This is a genomic window from Paenibacillus sp. FSL H3-0333, from assembly GCF_038002805.1.
Lineage (GTDB): Bacteria > Bacillota > Bacilli > Paenibacillales > Paenibacillaceae > Paenibacillus_AQ > Paenibacillus_AQ silagei.
In genome coordinates this window covers 44,957-64,529 of sequence record NZ_JBBODG010000001.1, presented here as the reverse complement: position 1 = coordinate 64,529, position 19,573 = coordinate 44,957, and the positions used below count along the sequence as shown (strand labels likewise).

At 55.6% G+C, this 19,573-nt stretch carries 16 protein-coding genes; 10 read left to right on the top strand and 6 right to left on the bottom strand.

What is annotated here, in order from left to right; translation table 11 throughout:
• The first annotated feature begins 204 nt into the window (after nt 1-204).
• Nucleotides 205-2,514, top strand: a complete 2,310-nt coding sequence (locus MHH78_RS00260; protein WP_341166267.1) for a heavy metal translocating P-type ATPase — start codon at nt 205-207, stop codon at nt 2,512-2,514.
• Nucleotides 2,515-2,698: 184 nt separating this feature from the next.
• A complete protein-coding gene (locus tag MHH78_RS00255; protein ID WP_341166266.1) occupies nt 2,699-4,726 on the top strand; it encodes a methyl-accepting chemotaxis protein in 2,028 nt (675 codons plus the stop codon).
• 90 nt (nt 4,727-4,816) lie between these two features.
• On the opposite strand, the gene MHH78_RS00250 is transcribed toward MHH78_RS00255, so the two are convergent.
• The 3 genes from MHH78_RS00250 to MHH78_RS00240 all read right to left on the bottom strand — a co-directional run bounded on the left by MHH78_RS00250 (nt 4,817) and on the right by MHH78_RS00240 (nt 7,011).
• Nucleotides 4,817-5,779: an L-lactate dehydrogenase gene (locus tag MHH78_RS00250; RefSeq protein ID WP_341166265.1), complete on the bottom strand. Its 963-nt coding sequence runs from the start codon at nt 5,777-5,779 to the stop codon at nt 4,817-4,819.
• 263 nt (nt 5,780-6,042) lie between these two features.
• Entirely contained in the window at nt 6,043-6,549 is a 507-nt protein-coding gene (locus tag MHH78_RS00245) for a CcdC family protein (protein WP_341166264.1), read from the bottom strand.
• Nucleotides 6,550-6,750: 201 nt separating this feature from the next.
• Complete coding sequence (locus MHH78_RS00240; protein ID WP_036732764.1) at nt 6,751-7,011, bottom strand: GlsB/YeaQ/YmgE family stress response membrane protein; 261 nt, start codon at nt 7,009-7,011, stop codon at nt 6,751-6,753.
• 256 nt (nt 7,012-7,267) lie between these two features.
• Here MHH78_RS00240 and MHH78_RS00235 point away from each other — a divergent pair, with 256 nt between their 5' ends.
• Nucleotides 7,268-8,320, top strand: coding sequence for a lactonase family protein (locus tag MHH78_RS00235; protein ID WP_076083424.1), 1,053 nt, complete (start codon nt 7,268-7,270; stop codon nt 8,318-8,320).
• A gap of 116 nt (nt 8,321-8,436) precedes the next feature.
• Here MHH78_RS00235 and MHH78_RS00230 read toward each other — a convergent pair whose 3' ends face one another.
• Nucleotides 8,437-10,764, bottom strand: coding sequence for a poly(ethylene terephthalate) hydrolase family protein (locus MHH78_RS00230; protein ID WP_341166263.1), 2,328 nt, complete (start codon nt 10,762-10,764; stop codon nt 8,437-8,439).
• A 408-nt stretch (nt 10,765-11,172) separates the two neighbouring features.
• Between MHH78_RS00230 and MHH78_RS00225 the strand changes: the two genes are divergently transcribed.
• The 4 genes from MHH78_RS00225 (at nt 11,173) to MHH78_RS00210 (ending at nt 14,617) form a co-directional block, all read left to right on the top strand.
• Entirely contained in the window at nt 11,173-12,294 is a 1,122-nt protein-coding gene (locus MHH78_RS00225; protein WP_341166262.1) for a sulfate ABC transporter substrate-binding protein, read from the top strand.
• A 111-nt stretch (nt 12,295-12,405) separates the two neighbouring features.
• Nucleotides 12,406-13,257 (top strand): sulfate ABC transporter permease subunit CysT, encoded by an 852-nt coding sequence (gene cysT, locus MHH78_RS00220; protein WP_341166261.1) that lies wholly within the window; start codon nt 12,406-12,408, stop codon nt 13,255-13,257.
• A 174-nt stretch (nt 13,258-13,431) separates the two neighbouring features.
• Nucleotides 13,432-14,295, top strand: a complete 864-nt coding sequence (gene cysW, locus MHH78_RS00215) for a sulfate ABC transporter permease subunit CysW (protein WP_076083413.1) — start codon at nt 13,432-13,434, stop codon at nt 14,293-14,295.
• 100 nt (nt 14,296-14,395) lie between these two features.
• Entirely contained in the window at nt 14,396-14,617 is a 222-nt protein-coding gene (locus MHH78_RS00210; protein WP_036732753.1) for a YezD family protein, read from the top strand.
• A 275-nt stretch (nt 14,618-14,892) separates the two neighbouring features.
• On the opposite strand, the gene MHH78_RS00205 is transcribed toward MHH78_RS00210, so the two are convergent.
• Nucleotides 14,893-15,360, bottom strand: a complete 468-nt coding sequence (locus MHH78_RS00205; protein WP_036732749.1) for a VOC family protein — start codon at nt 15,358-15,360, stop codon at nt 14,893-14,895.
• A 43-nt stretch (nt 15,361-15,403) separates the two neighbouring features.
• Nucleotides 15,404-15,712: a hypothetical protein gene (locus MHH78_RS00200; RefSeq protein ID WP_036732747.1), complete on the bottom strand. Its 309-nt coding sequence runs from the start codon at nt 15,710-15,712 to the stop codon at nt 15,404-15,406.
• A gap of 228 nt (nt 15,713-15,940) precedes the next feature.
• Between MHH78_RS00200 and MHH78_RS00195 the strand changes: the two genes are divergently transcribed.
• From MHH78_RS00195 to MHH78_RS00185, 3 genes are all read left to right on the top strand, one after another.
• Nucleotides 15,941-16,354 carry a GNAT family N-acetyltransferase gene (locus MHH78_RS00195; RefSeq protein ID WP_076083408.1) on the top strand — a complete coding sequence of 138 codons (414 nt, stop codon included), beginning with the start codon at nt 15,941-15,943 and terminating at the stop codon, nt 16,352-16,354.
• Nucleotides 16,355-16,414: 60 nt separating this feature from the next.
• Complete coding sequence (locus MHH78_RS00190; protein ID WP_036732742.1) at nt 16,415-17,047, top strand: NAD(P)-dependent oxidoreductase; 633 nt, start codon at nt 16,415-16,417, stop codon at nt 17,045-17,047.
• A gap of 447 nt (nt 17,048-17,494) precedes the next feature.
• A complete protein-coding gene (locus MHH78_RS00185) occupies nt 17,495-19,531 on the top strand; it encodes an NAD(P)H-hydrate dehydratase (RefSeq protein WP_341166260.1) in 2,037 nt (678 codons plus the stop codon).
• The last annotated feature ends 42 nt before the right edge of the window (nt 19,532-19,573 follow it).

The following is a 19,573-nucleotide window of genomic DNA, read 5'->3' as shown; positions in this document are numbered from 1 at the left end:
GACAAATTACAAGCTTTTTTATATAGATGAAGAATAGTTTGTCCAAAATAACTCCATCGGCATCCAGATTCTTCACAGTACATAATTAGCCACAATCTGTGGGCTGAATGCATTGACACTGCATGATTCAGGGGAATATAATAGGTGTAAGTTAACATATGAACAAATACTCATATATAGGAACGATCAAGGGAGATGAGTCATTTGAGTACGGTAGAAGACAATGTGAAGCGCAAGTGGGTCCTGGATGGGCTGGACTGCGCGAACTGCGCTATGAAGATCGAGAATAAGGTCAAGAAGATTGAAGGCGTGTCCTCCTGCTCCGTCAACTTCGCGACGAAGACCATGACACTGGAGACAACAGCTGCTGCTGCGGATGAGATCGCGAAGCAGGCTGAGCATACGGTAACCAAGCTGGAGCCGCATGTGAAGCCGCGTGCGGTTCCAGCTTCACGGGCGGTCAAGAAGCCGTTGTCTGCGGAGGGGGCAGCTCAGGTACGCGGCGTAGCGGTTCAAGGACAGGGTCATGTTCATACCCACGGCGAACCGCACGGTCATGAGCATGCCCATGGAGAAGGGCAACAGCATTCACATGCTGCTGAGCATAACCACAGCCAGGAGGAATCACATGGCCACGGACACAGCCATGAGCATGGGGAGGGCGATACGCGCCGCATCCTGATGCGGCTGGGCGGTGGTGCCATTCTTGCTGCGGCCGGGATGTTCCTGCCGGTCAGCGGGATCACCGAGCTGCTGATCTTCCTGGCAGCCTATCTGATTGTCGGCGGAGAGGTCGTCCTCGCCGCTGCCCGGAATATTGTAAGGGGCCAGGTGTTCGATGAGAACTTCCTGATGGCCCTTGCGACCATCGGCGCCTTCGCCATCGGCGAATATCCCGAAGGCGTTGCGGTTATGCTCTTCTATCAGGTAGGGGAGCTGTTCCAGGGAATGGCGGTGAACCGTTCACGCCGTTCGATCACAGCGCTGATGGATATCCGGCCGGAGTTTGCCTATCTGAAGGAAGGCAGTAATCTGCGTAAGGTGTCCCCTGAAGAGGTTAGAGTAGGAGACAGCATCGTAGTTAAGCCCGGCGAGAAGGTGCCGCTGGACGGGATTATTCTGGAGGGCAGCGCGATGATGGATACCTCGGCGCTGACCGGAGAATCGGTTCCCCGCTCCACTCAGCCGGGAAGCCAGGTGCTGAGCGGATTCATTAACCGCAATGGCGTGATTACCATTGAAGTGACCAAGGACTTCGGTGAATCGGCAGTCTCGCAGATTCTGGAGCTGGTCCAGAATGCTACGAATAACAAAGCAAAGACAGAGAACTTCATCACCAAATTCGCCCGTGCCTATACGCCGGTCGTAGTTATAACAGCGCTGCTGCTGGCAGTGGTTCCGCCGCTGATTCTGAGCGGAGCCACCTTCTCGGACTGGATCTACCGTGCACTGGTCTTCCTCGTTATTTCTTGTCCTTGTGCGCTTGTCGTGTCGATTCCCCTCGGGTTCTTCGGCGGGATCGGTGCCGCGTCGAAGAACGGGATTCTGGTGAAGGGCAGCAACTATCTGGAAGCCTTGAATGATGTGAAGATCGTTGTGTTCGATAAGACAGGAACCTTGACCAAAGGCCAGTTCACCGTGACCGGCAATGTTCCGGCAGAAGGCTTCACCGAGCAGGAGCTGCTGCGGGTAGCGGCGTATGCGGAGAGCCACTCCAGCCACCCGATTGCGGAATCCATCCGTGCAGCCTATGGCGAAGCTATTCCGGGTGAAGCCATTAAAGGCTATAACGAAATTTCCGGCCACGGCATCGCCGTTACCGTGGAGGGGAAGGCAGTGCTGGCCGGGAATGCGCGGCTGATGGAGCGTGAAGGGATTGCCAGCGTAACTCCGCAGGAGTACGGGACGATCGTTCATATTGCTGTAGATAAGCGCTACGCAGGCTATCTCGTCATTGCAGATGAAGTGAAGGACGATTCGCTTAAGGCCATTCAGGCTCTGAATGCACTGGGAATCCACAAGACGGTTATGCTGACTGGTGACGCTGCCCCTGTAGCCGAGTCTGTCGGCAGACAGCTGGGCATTCAGGAGATTCATGCTGAGCTGCTGCCGGGAGATAAGGTCGCGGCGATTGAACAGCTGGAGCGGGAAAAGGGACCGAAGGAGAAGATCATTTTTGTCGGGGACGGGATTAATGATACTCCGGTGCTGGCCAGAGCGGATGTCGGGATTGCCATGGGCGGACTTGGCTCGGATGCGGCCATTGAGGCAGCGGATATTGTAATCATGACGGATGAGCCTTCCAAAATTGCTTCCGCCATCGGGATCGCCAAACGGACGCGGACCATTGTCTGGCAGAACATTGCTTTTGCGCTGGGAGTCAAAGCGGTCTTCCTGCTGCTGGGAGCGTTCGGAATTGCCACGATGTGGGAGGCCGTATTCTCAGATGTCGGAGTTACTGTACTCGCTGTACTGAACAGCATGCGCGCCTTACAGCCGCCGAAATCGGTATAATCGTGTAAGATGAATCCATAATGAAATAATTATGAAAAGTATAAGCCTTAATGATCCTAATTTTTGGGTCTTAAGGCTTATTTTTATTGTATGTATTATGTTTTTTGTCTATTTATGCCGATATATCAATATATATATTTACAGCATATGGAAGACCAGAATGGGTTTCTAGGGGGATTTTGCGGTGAATGAGGGAAGTGTACGGTCAAAAATGAAAATGAATGCAAAGAATGGAAAATCATTATCGCTGCAAAGCAAGTATTCGCTTGTTATTTTGGCAATTGCTATTGTACCTCTGCTCGGCGTCACGATTTTTTTCATGCAGTACTTCGGGGGTGTAACCAGAGACGACAGTGAGGAGCTGGCCCAGAATATTCTGGAGATGAACACTACACGTATCGTAGAGTGGCTGAATACGCGGACATCTGCGGTCCAGGAGCTGATTGCGCAGCATCCTGAATTCGATACCTCAAGACCCGATACTATTTTTCCTGTGGTCAAGGTACTCGAAGAGAGCGATACTCAGTCCGAAGGCTACAGCGTCATTAACAAGCAGGGCATTCTGGCCAATTCCCTTAAGCTTACGGCAGATGTAGGCCAATCGGCATATTTCCTGCAGGCCAAGAAGAGTCTTGCCCCGGCGGTAGCGGAGATGTCTTATCTGGAGCAGCTCAGTAAATATATTATCCCGGTATTCGTTCCCGTAGTGGACAAGGACAAGCAGTTTGGCGGCGGCATCGCCTTCTCGGTGACACCGGACATTCTGATGGAGATGGGCAAAAACATCCACGTGGGCGATACCGGCTACGGATACGTGATCTCGGGCAAGGGAGATTATTACGCCTACTCCGAGACCGAGCGGATCGGCAAGAATATCAAGGATTACGCCAAGACAGCAGAGATGAAGCAGGCTGTAGAGCATATTCTCGGTAAGGAAGCAGGCTCGGAGGCCTACAAGGGAGAGGACGGCAAACAGGTGATTACCTATTTCCGTACCGTTCCGGGCACAGACTGGAAGCTGCTGATTACGGTTCCCAAAAGCGAGATTACCGCCAAAGTTACCTCAGCCCAGCGGATAACCACATTGTTCATTATAATCATCATTCTGGCGGTCATTGCCTTGGCCTTGTATCTGACCCGTCTGATTGTGAAGCCGATTGTGGCAATCTCCGGGGTGATGAAGAAAGTAGCGGACGGCTATCTCAGCGAACGGGTGACCGTGCGCTCGGGTGATGAGATCGGCCAGATGAGCCAGAGCATTAATGATATGATCGGATCATTGTCCGGCATTGTCGGCAAAATCGATGCTACCGTGGCGCAGGTTGCTGTCTCGGCAGAACGCGTGCTGAATTACGCCAGTCAGACCTCGAATACGTCGGCTGAGATTGAGATGGTCGTCCAGGAAGTGGCCCAGGGAATGGGCGAGCAGTTCAAGGGCTCGGAGCAGGCGGCCAGAGCTACGGAGGAGATGGCAATCGGGCTGCAGCGGATTGCGGAATCCTCGGTTAATGTGTCCGACCAGGCTGAGACGGTCAGCACCGAGGTCGAGAACGGCTACGTGGAGATTCAATCCACACTTAAGCAGATGACTGTAATCAGCGGCGCTGCGGAGGAGACCTCGGCTCTGATCAGTAATCTGAGCGGGCAATCCGAACAGATTGGCCAGATTGTTGATGTAATCTCCGAAATCTCCAATCAGACGGGGCTGTTATCGCTCAATGCGTCGATTGAAGCGGCCAGAGCAGGCGAGCACGGGCGCGGGTTCGGCGTGGTGGCGAATGAAGTGAAGAAGCTGGCGGAGCGCACGAACAGCGCCATTGTGAACATTGTGGAGCTGATCCGTCAGATTCAGGAATCCACCAGAGCGGCCGAGGTCTCTATGGAGAAGAGCATTGCTGAGATCGGAGACGGGATGGGTAAAATGCAGAATGTAGGCACCTCCTTCGACCATATCCGCTCGTCCATCCGTGAGGTATCGGTTCAGATCCAGGACGTCTCTGCCGTCAACGAGCAGATGTCCGCCGGGACAGAAGAGATTACGGCCTCCATTTCCGACATGCTGATTATTGCCAGAGATTCTGCCGAGAGCGCCGAGATGGTGGCGGAGGCTTCCACCGAGCAGCGGAATCTGATGGGCCAGGTTGTCACCTCAGCCCAATCCCTCAACCAGCTGATGAGCGAATTGCGCAGCGAGATCGAGAAGTTTCAATAATATCAGGTAAAATCATCGCAAACACCCCTCTGCCCCACAGGTTGCTGTGTGAGCAGAGGGGTGTTTGCGGTATAGGCTGTGCTGTTAAGCTTAGTGCTGCTCCTCCAGCGTGAGGCTATCAATTCCCGCACGGATGATACTGCAGGAGTCGGTGAATTTAGCCATCTCCGTATCGCTGAGGTTCAGCTCCAGCAATTCCTGAATACCGCTGCTGCTGATAATGGCCGGAACTCCGGCGCATACGCCGCTTTGTCCGTATTCCCCGTCCAGGATGGCGGAGACGGCGATGATTTTGTGCTCGTCATTCAGAATAGAGCGGGTGATATAAGCGAGGGCACTGCCGATTCCGAAGTGGGTCGAGCCCTTGCGCGTAAAAATCTCCCAGCCGGCATCCTTCGTCTTGCGGGCGATATCCATAAGGTCCAGGCTGCTGAAGCGCTCGCGGTGCTGCTCCATAATCTGCAAAATCGGCTTGCCGCCGATTGTCACATGGGACCAGGCCACGAACTGCGACTCTCCGTGCTCGCCAAGGGCGTAGCCGTTGACGCTGCGCGGATCAATCGTGAACACCTCCGACAGCAGTGTTTTCAGCCGGGAAGAGTCGATGGAGGTGCCTGTGCCGATTACCCGGTGCCGCGGCAGGCCGGAGATCTGCCAGACCATATAAGTTACAATATCTACAGGGTTCGCAGCGACGACGAAGATCCCATCGAAGCCGCCCGCCATAATCTCGGTGATGATCTCCCGGGTAATTACAGCGGCGGCATCCAGTACATCCAGCCGGGTCTGCCCCGGCTTGGGATTGGCGCCTGCCGTCAGAATGACGACATCCATCCCCGCACAGTCACTGGCGGTGCCGGCATAGACCTTGGTGCGTGTTCCGGTGAAGTCCATGCAGTGCGAGAGATCAAGCGCTTGTGCCATGGCGCGGTCGTAGGTGCGGTCGATCATCATGATCTCATCGCATATGGCTTGATTCACCATGGAATAGGCAACGCTTGAGCCGACCATGCCGGAGCCGACGATTGCCACTTTTCTCGATTTACTTTTCAATTGCCCAGTCCCCACTCTCTACAAGTATGGTACTATTCTAACTGATCTCATCGCAAGTTACCTGACATCGCACCGAAAATGCTCGCCGTACCCGTCCGTTATTTGGCCATAATTCACATGGAAGGTTAGAGTATCAGGGTTCTTATGAATTATAATATGCAGCTGATGGGCATTTGGGAAGACAGAAGGAAAGGGTGTTCCCGGCAGTCCTCCCTAAGGCTGCCGGGGACACCCCCTTGAACATAATCTATCTCCGCTTCACCCTAGACCCGGGGCTGCGGCATCTGCGGCTCGGCAGGCAGCATTCCGGTATAGTGCTTATACATGAACAGTCTCCAGTGGAGGATCATGCCGAAGGCCAGAATGAAGAATAATCCGCCGGATTGCGGAACAGAGACATACCGGTTGATGAATTCATGGAGCAGGGTGCGGACCAGCAGCAGTCCAAGCAGAATGAAGGCGAAGCTCTTGGAGCGCTGGGCATAGATCAGCCCTTCACGTTCTTCGAACCGCGTACTGCGGATTAGCGGATAGGCAAAAATAAACCAGCCGACCAGGAAAGCCGCTACCGCCCACCACCAGGGGAAGCGCACTTCCGGTACGACGAACATGGCGAAGCCGGTGGACATGCCAAGCGGCGGAATCCATATTTTGCGGATGGTTACCGGGCGGGCGCTGGCTTTCATGCGGATAAAAATCACCATCAGCGCCATGAATACAGCTCCCAGCGTGGAGCCCACATGCAGAAGTGAGGGGTTGATGTTACCCATAATTCACGTTCCTCCTCTGTGATATCGGTCACTATTTACTTCATTATAGCAGATAATGAACGGATTTCATTAATGATGCGCAGCCTGCCTCATGCGGGTGATCTGCCTGAAGCACACAGCAAACCCGCCAGAGTCTAACCCCGGCGGGTCTGCTTGCTAAGTATAGTACAGCAGCTTCGTTAAAGCATGCTGCCATAGAGCTTAAGAACGGCTACGTCCGCCAACCGAACGCAGAATCAGGCTTACGATAAAGATCAGAACCACAGCACCGATCAGTGAAGGGAAGACATAGTAGTCGCTGATCTTAGGTCCCCAGCTTCCCAGCAGCATGCCGCCGAGCCATGAACCGAGAATACCAGCGATAATGTTGCCGATAATTCCGCCTGGAATGTCTCTACCCATAATCAACCCGGCCAGCCAACCAATTACGCCACCAACAATCAACATCCATAGTAAACTCATTAACTCTCAGCTCCTTTTGTGTTTGTTGTCTTCGATGGTTAATATTAACCTTATGCACAGCGTTTAAACCAGTGTTAAATTTTGCCGGCACACATTTATTTAGTATTCCAGTCTGTCCAAAATTATGCTGTTTAACCCTGATAACGCAGTGGGTACATAAAGATGTTATAGTGAATTTATGGTTCACCCGCTGAGTGAGTATAGGGGTGTACAGGGTATATAAGCTTATATACTATACAATAAAGGAGCCGCTGCCATGCACCAGCCTAATGAAGTATTATTCTATATTGGAACGTACAACAGTGAGGAGAGAGAGGCCATACTGCTCGGTGCGCTGGATAAGGAGAGCGGAGAAATGAGGGTTATGGGCGGTACCCGGGGGATCCAGAACCCTTCCTATCTGGCGGTTAATGCGGCGCAGACGGTATTATATGCTGTGAGTGAGCAGGATGAGGGTGAGGTTCATGCCTACGCCATTGATCCCGGCAGCAAAGCGCTGCATCCGCTGGGCAGCAGAGCGACCGGGGGCGGCGCGCCCTGCTATGTCTCGGTGGCTCCGAAGGGAGACTACATAGCCGTGTCTAACTATACGGGAGGGAATGTCAATGTGTTCCCGCTGAAAGAGGACGGGTCATTACAGGAGATGTCCTCCCAGGTGAAGCATGAGGGCTCGGGAATCCGCAGCGACCGTCAGGATGCCCCCCATCCCCATTCCGTGATTCCGGACAAGACGGGGGATCATGTGCTGGTCTGTGATCTCGGTCTCGACCAGATCGTGTTCTATCGTGTGGAGGACGGGAAGCTGGTCACTCACCGGGAGGTAGAGCTTCCTCCAGGCTCAGGACCGCGCCATCTGGCGGTTCATCCTTCGCGGCAATGGATCTATCTGGTTAATGAACTGAACAATACGGTTACCCTGTTCGCCAATGATGAGCCTCAGGGCAATCTGAAGCTCCTGCAGAGTATCAGCAGTCTCCCGGAGCATTATACCGCCGGAAGTGATGATACGGCTGCAGATATCCATGTATCACCATGCGGACGCTACCTCTACGTATCCAACCGTGGGCATGACAGCATCGCACTGTTCCATATTGATAAGGCTACGGGTCTGCTGGAAGCGGAGGACTGGGTGACTTCCGGAGGACGGACACCGCGTAACTTCGCTCTGATCGGCGGCATGCTGCTCGCTGCTAACCAGAACAGCGGCAATATTGCCTCCTTCCGCATAGACAGTGAGACCGGACGGCTGATCCCTACCGGCAATGAGCTGGAAGTGCCGGCACCTGTCTGCCTTGTAGCCTTGGACTAACCTGGACAAGCATCTCTGTGCAGGAACAGCAAAGCCCCCTGTTAGCCGGAATAAGGCGACAGGGGGCAATTTGGGCTGTTGTTATTTTTTCTACAGATAAATAGAATGATGTCCGGTTAATTCACTCCTGTCAGCGGGTCCTCCCGCTCATAGAAGCCGATGTCGTCCAGCATAATCTTGTCTTCTGTCCCTTGCAGATAAAAGGTGATGTCTGTCAGGCTATCCGGATCAAGCTCGGGCTCTTCCTCAAGGAACAGCTCGAAGGGCAGCTTGTACGTCTGGTAGACGGCTTCCGAGAGGTTGCCGAATTTGCCGTCACTGATCCGCTCCTCCAGCCATGGACTAAGCGTAAACTCAGTCTGCGGCAGCGGCAGAATATCCATCACCTCGTCCAGGGGGATTCTTGCGGCGGTGTCGTTGCTGTCAGTCAGCTCCACCTCCACATCCGGGGAGAGCTCAGTTTCCGGCAGCGGTTCAGCATCGCCGTCCTGGTTAGGATCGGAGTTATGGTTCGCCAGGGAGAAGGTCAGTCCCTCTACGGCAGGAGATTCCGCAAGCGTCTGAGTCAGCGTGTCGCTAAGCCTAATGCTGTAAGCGGCCTCGGCATCCGTATGATCCTGATCAGGGCTGCTACTGCGCTCCAGCAGAATACCGTAAGAGGGCTTGTTGTTCCGTTCGCGGTCCTTCGCGGCCTCTTCGCTCCAGTGAAGCCCCGTAGTAGTAGAGACGGTCCCGCCTTGGACGGCGCCCCGGTTGCGGTCTTCATCATAGTCCGCCACCGTGATATAGGCCCCGCTCTGGAAGCGGTTATAGTAGGCGGTATCCGGCAGCCACCGGGCACCGCTGCGGTAATCGCGGAACAATTGCCGGTACTCGCTCCTCCCGTGCAGGGTGGTCTCCAGGAAGGCAGAGACATAGACCTTGGCGATTCTCCGCTGCTCTTCCCCGTCCATGATCCGGGAGCGCTTCAGGAACAGGCCGGTAGGCAGCGTCTGGTCATATAGCCCCCAGTCCGTATTGAACTGGCTGTGATTAGCGTCGGCAATATAGAGCGAGCTTTTGAAGCCAGGGGTATTGCCGGTGTAGGAAGAGCGCATATATTGACGGTCCCCGTAGAAATCATGTACATCGCCGTCACGGGCGCCCTGGAGTGTCAGATAGCTCACATCGGTTAGACGGGCCTGCTTGCTGTCGATCATTTTATCCGTAGGAGCCAGGGCAATGACTGAAGTAATATGGAACTGCTGAATAGCGTCCAGAACAGGATCGCTGCTGAACCAGAGCGGCGCATCCGCAGCCATGGCTGCGGCCTGCCCGCCGCGGCTGTGGCCAAGCAGTGCAACAGAGTCATAATCAACCTTCTGGTAAAAGGGGGTGCCAGGCTGCTCCGCGAAGCTGCCGATCTGCTGCAGATGCTTCAGAATCATCCAGGTCCGCGCCTTGAAGTCGTTGTCCGGAATACCCGACCAGGCCGAATAATTCAGGAAATTCTCATCCAGGGTGACCGCGATGAAGCCCCGGCTGGCCAGTAATTCACCAAGATAGGTATAGCCGTCCTCGGAGAAGTCCTCCATCATATGGTTGCCATGGACCATGAGCACCAGCGGATAAGGCCCATCCCCATCCGGCATCCACACTCTGGCATTCAGCGGGAGGGAAGCGGGATCGAACCCCCAGAACAGGGTCCGCAGCACGGGCCAGGAAGAGATATATTCAGTAGCATCCACGGAAGCAGAGGCTAGCAGGACATCCTTGCCATACGCCTTGCGCTGCAGATCCTTGCCGCTGCCATAGGTGAAGGTGTGGAACTCATAGACGCCCGGCTGGGCGGGATCGTCCGCCGTTACGGGAAGCACCTGTCCATCCGCCGCCAGACTCTGAAGCGAGGGTACAGGTACCGGGCTGCTTCCCGTCTCATAGCCATAGGCCAGTGCGAAGGGGGAGAGGAAGAGTGCCGCTGCCAGCAGACCACCGGTGAACATTCTCCGGGTCCGCAGCAGACCGGCCGCTAGTCCCCCTATCCCACAGACCAAGGCTGCGATACAGGCGATAACGGCTGCAGCTCCAAGCTCCAGATCGGAAAAATACAGAATCAGCAGTACAGCCCCATAGGTGCTGAGTAAAGAGCCTGCGAACAGATGCGGAAGCCGCAGTCCGGTTAAGGAGAGCAGCACAGCCAGTAGATTGCTGGACAGTGCCATAACAAGTGTTCCCGCACCGGCTGCCAGCATGATATCTGCTGCGCTCCCGAGGCCGGTAGGGATACCCATGACAGCTATAGTAAAAGCCAGAATACATAGAATCCAAGGACCGCTCAGCGCAGTCCTCCATAAAGTAGTATCATACCTGTACGTTTCCAGGATACGTCTGCCCAGTTCTCTGAGTACACGCCTGTGCAGCCGCGGTCCCTGCGGCGCGGGGCCATACTCCAAATCCATTCCCATGATTATTTCCCCCGGTGTAAGCGGCAATAATAGAAACTGCGCTGCCGTTTCTATTTATATGAATTCGCTCTATTTTCGCTCAATAAGATGTAGCAATGATATTACTTTGGGGCAACAATAACAAGTGGGTCTTACAGGAACGGAAGCCACTTCCTGTCCTGGGTCCATCGGTAACTGTCTTTCATTCAAAGTGAAAAAAAGGTTTGACAGCGCGGGAAGCGTTCAGTATTATATCTGTATAACCTACTAAATGGGTAGGAATAATCAAATAAGTTCTTACCGTACAGACGGAGGAACGCCTGCTTCAGGCTCGCAGATACGTGTCTACAAGACCGGTTTGACTTGCCGCAAGCGGGCTTTCCTGCGTCTATTGCTTGTTACAAGACTATTATGGGGGAGTGGACTAAGATGACAAAAGGGATCAAGAAGGGGCTTCTCGCCGGGGTTGCATTGATATTGACGGCAGGGCTTACGGCTTGCGGGAACAGCAATACGGGGAACAGTGCGGGTGCCGGAACAGCGGCCCCGGCCCCCACAGAAGCGGCTGCAAATTCTCCGGCCACAACGGAAGCTGCCCAGACACAGTCAAAGGAACCGGTCGAGCTGCTGAATGTATCTTACGATCCAACGCGTGAGCTGTATGAGAACTACAACAAGGCCTTCGCCGCCTACTGGGAGCAGGAGACCGGCCAGAAGGTAACAGTCAAGCAATCACATGGCGGATCGGGCAAGCAGAGCCGGGCGGTGCTGGATGGCCTGGAGGCGGATGTCGTTACGCTGGCGCTCGGGTATGACATTGATGCGCTTCAGGAGGCCGGCTTGATTGGCGCGGACTGGCAGAGTAAATATGAGCATAACAGCTCCCCGTATACCTCCACCATCGTCTTCCTGGTCCGCAAAGGCAACCCGAAAGGCATCAAGGATTGGCCGGATCTGCTGAAGGAGGGCGTAGAGGTCATCACTCCTAACCCCAAGACCTCCGGCGGTGCCCGCTGGAACTACCTGGCTGCCTGGGGCTATGCGCTGGACCACAATAATAATGATGAAGCCAAGGCGCAGGAATTCGTGCAAAAGCTGTTCAAGAATGTACCTGTCCTGGACACCGGCGCCCGCGGCTCGACCACTACCTTCGTGGAACGCGGCATCGGAGATGTGCTGATCGCCTGGGAGAATGAGGCGTATCTGTCCATCAAGGAGCTGGGTCCGGACAAATTCGAGATTGTGAATCCGTCAGAGAGTATTCTGGCTGAGCCGCCGGTTGCTGTGGTGGATAAGGTCGTCGATAAAAGAGGAACGCGCGAGGTAGCAGATGCCTATCTGAAATATCTCTACACCGAGGAAGGCCAGAAGATTGCTGCCGAGAACTATTACCGTCCGACACTGGATAGCGTAAAGGCCGAGTTCAAGGATCAATTCCCGGAGATCAAGCTGTTCACCCTGGCGGATAAATTCGGAACCTGGAAGGAGACGCAGGCGAAGCACTTCAATGACGGCGGAATTTTCGACAAAATCTACGTTCCGGGCAGCTGACAGCGGAGTTCGTGAACGATGATGCAGAAGCGGCAAGACCATACTGACAGGCGGAATTCCGCCAGAGGCTGATCGGCCATATGCCGAAGGCAGGAAAGGATGAATGGGCACATGAATGTCACGACCAAAGCTGCTGTAAGGACGGTGTCACGGCGCAAACTGCTGCCTGGGTTCGGGATTACGATGGGATTCAGCGTGCTGTATCTGAGTCTTGTGGTTCTGCTGCCGCTGTCCGCGCTGCTCTTTAATTCAACGGGGCTGAGCTGGGCGAAATTCTGGGATGTGGCTACGGATGCCCGCGTCCTGGCCTCCTACCGTGTCAGTCTGAGTACGGCGGGCGCTGCGGCCCTGATCAATGTTGGTCTGGGACTGCTGCTGGCCTGGGTGCTGGTGCGGTATGAATTCCCCGGCAAAAGAATCTTCGACGCCCTGATCGACCTGCCGTTCGCGCTCCCTACAGCCGTGGCGGGCGTATCGCTGACCGCCCTCTATTCCCAGAACGGCTGGATCGGCTCCCTGCTGACGCCGCTGGGCTTCAAGGTTGCCTTCACACCGCTGGGCATCACGCTGGCGCTGATGTTCATCGGCATTCCCTTTGTCGTCCGCACGGTACAGCCGGTGCTGGAGGACCTGGACAGAGACATGGAGGAGGCAGCCGCTACGCTGGGGGCAGGCCGCGGGCGGACCTTCCTGCGGATTGTCCTGCCGGAGCTGTTCCCTCCGCTGCTTACGGGCTTCGCCCTGGCGTTCGCCCGGGGCATCGGCGAGTACGGCTCTGTCGTGTTCATCTCCGGCAATATGCCGATGCGCACAGAGATCGCCCCGCTGCTGATCATGTCCAAGCTGGAGCAGTTCGATTACGCCGGAGCCACCGCTGTGGCCCTGATTCTGCTGCTGCTCTCCTTCCTGATGCTGCTGGTCATCAACAGCCTTCAGCACTGGGCGCGGAGGAGCTCGCGATAAGAGAGAACGGGTATGCTTCATAAAACTTAAGCGTATGCTTCCGAAGCGAGTTTTATTGCGAAGTTAATCGGGGAGCGTATGCTTCATAAAACTAAAGCGTATGCTTCCGAGGCGAGTTTTGTCTGGAGCGGATTCAGGATGCATATACCAACAAAACTTTTAGGAGGAATAAATATGGCCGGTACGGTTCCCCTGCATGTCCCCGGGCCGCGTACAGGCGCGTCATCGCCCTCTACCACAGAGTCCCAAGCGGTGAAATGGGTGCTCATCTCCCTGGCCGGACTGGTCCTGCTCTGGCTGATTGCGCTGCCGCTGATCATTGTCCTGGTGGAGTCGCTGAAGCGGGGGCTGGATGTCTACTGGGCCGCATTGACCGACCCGGACGCCGCCTCGGCGCTGAAGCTGACGCTGCTGGTCGCCGCCATTACGGTTCCGCTGAATACGGTCTTTGGGGTAACGGCGGCGTGGGCGGTAACCAAGTTCCGTTTTCGCGGCAAGGGTTTTCTGGTGACGCTGATCGATCTGCCTTTTGCCGTATCACCGGTGATTGGCGGGCTGATCTTCATTCTGGTGTTCGGCTCGCACGGCTGGTTCGGCCCCTGGTTAAGCGACCATGATATCAAAATCGTCTTCGCCCTGCCAGGCATCGTGCTGGCTACGCTGTTTATCACGTTCCCGTTCGTAGCCCGCGAGCTGATTCCGCTGATGGAGGAGCAGGGCACACAGGAGGAGGAGGCTGCGATTACGCTCGGTGCGCACGGGTGGCAGATCTTCTGGCGCGTAACGCTGCCGAATATCAAGTGGGGCCTGCTCTATGGCATTATTCTCTGTAATGCACGGGCCATGGGTGAGTTCGGGGCCGTCTCGGTGGTGTCCGGGCATATTCGCGGGGAGACGAATACGTTGCCGCTGCATGTCGAAATTTTGTACAACGAATATCAGTTCTCGGCATCCTTCGCGGTGGCTTCTCTGCTGCTCCTGCTGGCACTGGTGACGATGGTTGTAAAAAGCCTGCTTGTACGCAAAAATGCTCATTGACAGCTATTGGGTGCCGTGCTAAGTTAATTCATAGTATACAAGGTGGTAATAACGGAATTTAGGCAGAGTTATTCCCTAACCGGGAAAGGGAGGCTTGCGAATGGCTAAACCACTGAAGGTGGATGAGGTATGGCTTGCGCGGATAACGGAACTGCTCGACGATATGGAATTCGGCTCCTTGCACATCGTAGTGCATGAAGGCCAAATCGTACAGATGGAGCGCACGGAGCGCAAACGTTTCGAGAACAGCACAGCAAATTCACGTGGTAGTGGAGAGACCGGAAGCCGGCGGACCGATACCCGTGCAGGGGGACGAGGGTAATACAGAAAGACCTTCCATTGGGCAACCAATGGAAGGTCTTTCTTGTGGTATAGGAAATTATGATTTTCTTCTGTTGTGAATAAGTGGCGCGCAGGCTTGTGGCTCAAATGTATGCGGAAAACAGCATACATTGTGCTCACATGCAGACGCGTGGCCCGAATGTATGCGAAAAACAGCATACAGTTGCTGGCACGCAGGCATGTGGCCCGAATGTATGCGGAAAACAGTATACATGTCGGTTTCCCTGTAGGTTCCTCTCAGCATGGCTGCTGGAACTAATCGCTGGACTTCCTGCACAGCTCCTCCCACTCCTCAAAAGACAGCTTGCTTGTGATCGTCTTCAACCCCTGAGGGACTTCGATATGACACATCAGCTCCAGAGAGTTGCCGTCCGGATCATTGAAGTAAACCGAGGCATTGCCTTGATGGGGGCGGATAAAAGGCTCAACCGTGCTTCTGCTGCCGAAAGGAACCGGGTCAATCTGTAGGGAACGCAGCCAGGCGAGCGATTGCTTCAGGTCCTCATAAGTGACTTCGAAGGCAATATGCCTCAGGGAAGGGTGATAAGGGGTCTGAACCTCCGGCCCTTCCCATAATCCGATCCAGCTCCGCCCCTCTGTAATCCAGAAGAACGCGGTGTCCTCATCGCGCCAGGCGAATTTCAGTCCCAGCCTTTTATAGAATTCAATAGATGCTTCCAGATTAGAAACGGGTAAATGGGCTTCGTATAATCCTTTAATCATAGTTGGTAGTGTACTCCTTGTTCACTGATTAGTGTGTTGAATTTCAGTATCGTGGATTGCGCCGTGATCCGCTCAGCCCTTCTACGAGCAGAATAATTGCGGTAATGGCATGCATCACCCAGCCGACAAAAGGAATCAGGGCAACCACCGAGGTGACCACGCCCACTGCATTCCCGATAATCGGACCGCGCTCTCTCAGCAGAATGATTATGGCTACAGCATGCAGCAGAAAAGCGATTCCTAGCGGCGCCCAGGCATTTGCCACCACAAAGCTTCCCCCGATAATCGGCAGCGCCAGAAAAGCCTCATAAGCGAAAGTTCCCCATTTAAACAGTTTCCCTGTAGGAGACATAATTACTTCACCAACCTTCCAAAATAGTAGTGTTGCTTGTCTATCCACAGTTTACCCAAGGACACGGGGTAAGAATAACCTGCCCGTCTGCAGAGTGCAAGTGCTGTGTTTTGAGTTATTGTACGCCGGAGGAGGCGGGGCGTTTCAATTTTGAACAAATACATATATATTGGTATCAGTATAGCAGGCGGGTTATGCTTGCAGATTGCAGTAAATAGGAGGAGTAGCATGACAAATTCAGCACAGCCGGAGATCCGGCAGGAGTTGCCCTCAGTAGAGGATTATATCGCACTGCGGCAGGAAGCCGGGCTTAGTCCGATGAGCATAGAGGGGGCGGCAGCCGGACTGCCTAATTCTGCTTTTGCAGTTACTGTGTATGCGGGCGAGCTGCTGGTGGGAATGGGCAGGGTTATTGGGGATGGGGGATGTTTTTTTCAAGTGACGGATATAGCAGTGAAGCCTTCCTTTCAGGGACGGGGTCTCGGAAAAATCATCATGGGGGAAATCCGCGCATTCCTGGACAGTGTGCCGGAGAAGGCATATATCAGTCTCATTGCTGACGGGGAAGCGGCCAAGCTGTATGCCAAATACGGATTCGAGCCGGTAATGCCTGCTTCACAGGGAATGTTCCTGCGGCGATAAATCGTGTGAATTCGTGTAATGCTAAAGGATAGCAGATTAGGAAAGTGAGGCAGCGGGAGAATGGATATTGTAGTGTTTGGAGCATCGGGCAGGGTTGGAAGTGCCATCGTACAGGAAGCGTTAAAAAGAAAACATGAGGTCACGGCTGCGGTACGCAGACCTGAAGCCTTCAGCCTTCAGCATGAGCGGCTGCAGGTGACGGCTGCTGATCTGCTGGACCCGGCCTCGGTAACGGCAGCCGTGCGCGGACATGAGGAGGTAATCAGTGCTTTCGGTCCGGCGGCAGGGCATGAGAATGATCTGCTGCGGGTGGCGGATTCACTGCTGGAGGGGCTGCGGGCGGCTGGGCTTGAGCGTCTGATCATTGTCGGCGGAGCAGGCAGCCTCAAGACGGAATCGGGAGAATGGCTGATGGACACCGCCGGATTCCCGGAGGACTACCGCGCGCTGGCTTCGGCTCATGCTAATGCCTATGAGATCTATAGAGGGTCGGAGCTGGACTATACATATCTTAGTCCGCCTGCCGCTCTGGTAGACGGGCGCCGTACCGGCCAATTCCGCATCGGCCTTGACCGGCTGATTGTAGACGAAGACGGCCGGAGCAGCATCAGCATCCAGGATTTTGCCGTGGCGGTCATCGATGAGCTGGAGGAAGGCAATTTCAGCAGAGCCAGGTTTACTGTAGGATATTGATGGGGGGATACGCGGAGGCGGAAGGTGAAAAGGCAGAGGTAGAGTCGGCGGCAGGTTTAATCGCACTCTGTACAACTAAAACGCCTGATTTTCCGCTGATTATCCGTGTAGTTGCAGTCTGTACATTTAAAACGTCCTCTGTGCCGGGATTCTCCTCATTCGGGCAGATATAGTTGTACAAACTACAGTTAGAAGAGGAGGGCTTTGCTTTTGCGTGTTTTTAGGTGTATGGAATGCAACTATGGATGCAAGTATGCTTATCTGATCCTCAAGACTAAGCAGTTGGGATCATTACCTATCTAACATAGAAGTCCTCTTCGTAGCGGGGAGGGCTTTTTGTTGTTCTGGGGGCTTGTCGCTCGTTGGCCGCCATGAGCTACCTGGGTTATTTGCTTGCTGATACGGGACTTAGTACAATCGAAGCAACTATAAAGGAGGTCTGGACCAATGGATGTGGTGACAGCGGAGGAGATGCGGGCATTCGACCGCGACACGATCGAGCGGCTGGGCATCCCGGCCATCGCCCTGATGGAAAATGCCGGACGGGCTATTGCCGAGGAGGTCATCGCCCTGTGCCGCCGCCGGGCAAGCGTAGCTGGTGTGCCTGGTGGCAGGGCGTGGGGGGCTGGAGCGGGAGCGGTTGGAGTCGGAGCGAAGTGGAATGGAACGGGTACGGCTGGAGGTGGAGTGCGGAGTGATGAAGCGGGAGTGCTGGGTGACGAAGCACGGTGGAACGGGGCAGGTGTAGTTGGTGGTGAAGCCCGGCATGTTGGGGCAGGCACGGCTCGAGGTGGAGTGCAGGGTAGTGAAGCGGGAGTGCCAGTTAGCAAAGTACCTGGAGCGGGAGCGAGTGTTGATGGTGCACGGAGTGATGGGTTCGGCACGGCTGAAGGTGGAGTGTGGAGAAACGGAGCGGGAATATCAGGTGCTGGAGTGCGGTGGGAAGGAGCGGGAACGACAGGTGGCGGAATGATGCGGAACGGAGCGGCGGCAACTGGTGACGTAGTGGATGCGTCAAGCGGGCGCGGTACGCCAGGCTTCGGTGCTGACGCTGCGGGCTTCTCTGTCAGCGGAGATGCGGCACTGACGCTTCCCGGTGCCGGCGGAGAGCATTGGCTCGTCCTCGCCGGTAAGGGCAACAACGGCGGCGATGGCCTCGCCGCCGCCAGGCACCTGCGTGAGGCCGGCATCGCCGTCACGCTGGTGTACGCGGCCGCGCCGGAGTCGCTGGCCGGCGAAGCTGCACTGCAGCGTGATGCCGCTGCAGCTATGGGCATTCCTGCCGTAGTCTACGGCAGGGACGCCCTGGACCTTGCCGCATGCAGCGGCATCGTGGATGCGCTGCTCGGCACAGGCAGCGCGGGAGCCCCGCGCGGTGCCTATGCGGAGCTGATTGCCGCTGCGAACGCCAGCGGCAGAGCCATTGTGTCCGCGGACATCCCCAGCGGGCTGGATGCGGACACGGGGGAGACGCATGAGCCCTGCATTCATGCGTCAGTGACCGTCTGCCTCGCGTTTCTGAAGCGGGGGCTGCTGCAATATCCCGGCGCGCAGGCCGCCGGGCGGGTCGTGGTCCGCTCCATCGGCATACCCGCTGCCCTTTCCCGGGAGGGAGGCGTCCAGGTCAGCCTCCTGACGCCGGAAGTACTGACGGCGCGCCTGAAGGTCGACCTGGCGCGCCGCCGTTCGCCCGAGGGTCACAAGGGCACCTACGGGCATGTCCTGCTTGCAGCAGGAAGCCTGCGCATGAGCGGTGCAGGCCTGTTGTCTGCCCGCGCTGCACTGCGCGCAGGCTGTGGGCTGGTAACCTGGGCGCTGCCGGAGAAGCTGCTGCCCTATGTGATCGGTTCTGTACCGGAGCTGATGCTGGCTCCGGTCACCGGAGGTGACGGGGAGTGGAATGCGGGTACGGCCGCTGAAGTGCTGCGGCTGAGCACCAGCCGCGATTGTATAGCTATCGGCCCCGGCCTGGGCCGGTTCGAAGGAGACACGGAGTGGCTCCGCAGACTATGGGAGGAGATGGACGGTCCTATGGTTATCGATGCGGATGCGCTGAATATACTGGCCGATACCGGTTACCGGAGCTGGAGCCGCCGCCATCCGGTTATTCTGACCCCGCATCCGGGGGAGATGGCCCGTCTGGCGGGGATATCTACAGCGGAGGTGCAGCGGGACCGGATCGGAATAGCATTGTCCTACGCCGTTCAGCATGGGGTAATCCTTGTGCTCAAAGGAGCACATACCGTAATAGCAACGCCCGAAGGGCAGGCCTATATCAATATCACCGGGCATCCCGGTATGGGTACCGGCGGTGCGGGCGATGTGCTGACAGGCATCATCTCCGGTCTGCTGGCCCAGGGCCTGGAGGCGGATCAGGCCGCCGCGTTCGGAGTCTATCTACACGGGCTGGCTGGAGAACGTGCTGCCCGGAAGCGGGACCATCCTGCTGCCCTGATCGCCGGGGATATTATCGAGGCGCTGTAAATGTAAGCACCGGGTTTGATGTCTCCAACCAACAGCGCCAGC

Bases quoted from the DNA above. Each gene is read 5' to 3' on its own strand.
- MHH78_RS00245 (WP_341166264.1), bottom strand. From the start codon at position 6,549: ATGGGTAACATCAACCCCTCACTTCTGCATGTGGGCTCCACGCTGGGA.
- MHH78_RS00240 (WP_036732764.1), bottom strand. From the start codon at position 7,011: ATGAGTTTACTATGGATGTTGATTGTTGGTGGCGTAATTGGTTGGCTG.
- MHH78_RS00235 (WP_076083424.1), top strand. From the start codon at position 7,268: ATGCACCAGCCTAATGAAGTATTATTCTATATTGGAACGTACAACAGT.
- MHH78_RS00230 (WP_341166263.1), bottom strand. From the start codon at position 10,764: ATGGGAATGGATTTGGAGTATGGCCCCGCGCCGCAGGGACCGCGGCTG.
- MHH78_RS00225 (WP_341166262.1), top strand. From the start codon at position 11,173: ATGACAAAAGGGATCAAGAAGGGGCTTCTCGCCGGGGTTGCATTGATA.
- cysT (WP_341166261.1), top strand. From the start codon at position 12,406: ATGAATGTCACGACCAAAGCTGCTGTAAGGACGGTGTCACGGCGCAAA.
- cysW (WP_076083413.1), top strand. From the start codon at position 13,432: ATGGCCGGTACGGTTCCCCTGCATGTCCCCGGGCCGCGTACAGGCGCG.
- MHH78_RS00210 (WP_036732753.1), top strand. From the start codon at position 14,396: ATGGCTAAACCACTGAAGGTGGATGAGGTATGGCTTGCGCGGATAACG.
- MHH78_RS00205 (WP_036732749.1), bottom strand. From the start codon at position 15,360: ATGATTAAAGGATTATACGAAGCCCATTTACCCGTTTCTAATCTGGAA.
- MHH78_RS00200 (WP_036732747.1), bottom strand. From the start codon at position 15,712: ATGTCTCCTACAGGGAAACTGTTTAAATGGGGAACTTTCGCTTATGAG.
- MHH78_RS00195 (WP_076083408.1), top strand. From the start codon at position 15,941: ATGACAAATTCAGCACAGCCGGAGATCCGGCAGGAGTTGCCCTCAGTA.
- MHH78_RS00190 (WP_036732742.1), top strand. From the start codon at position 16,415: ATGGATATTGTAGTGTTTGGAGCATCGGGCAGGGTTGGAAGTGCCATC.
- MHH78_RS00185 (WP_341166260.1), top strand. From the start codon at position 17,495: ATGGATGTGGTGACAGCGGAGGAGATGCGGGCATTCGACCGCGACACG.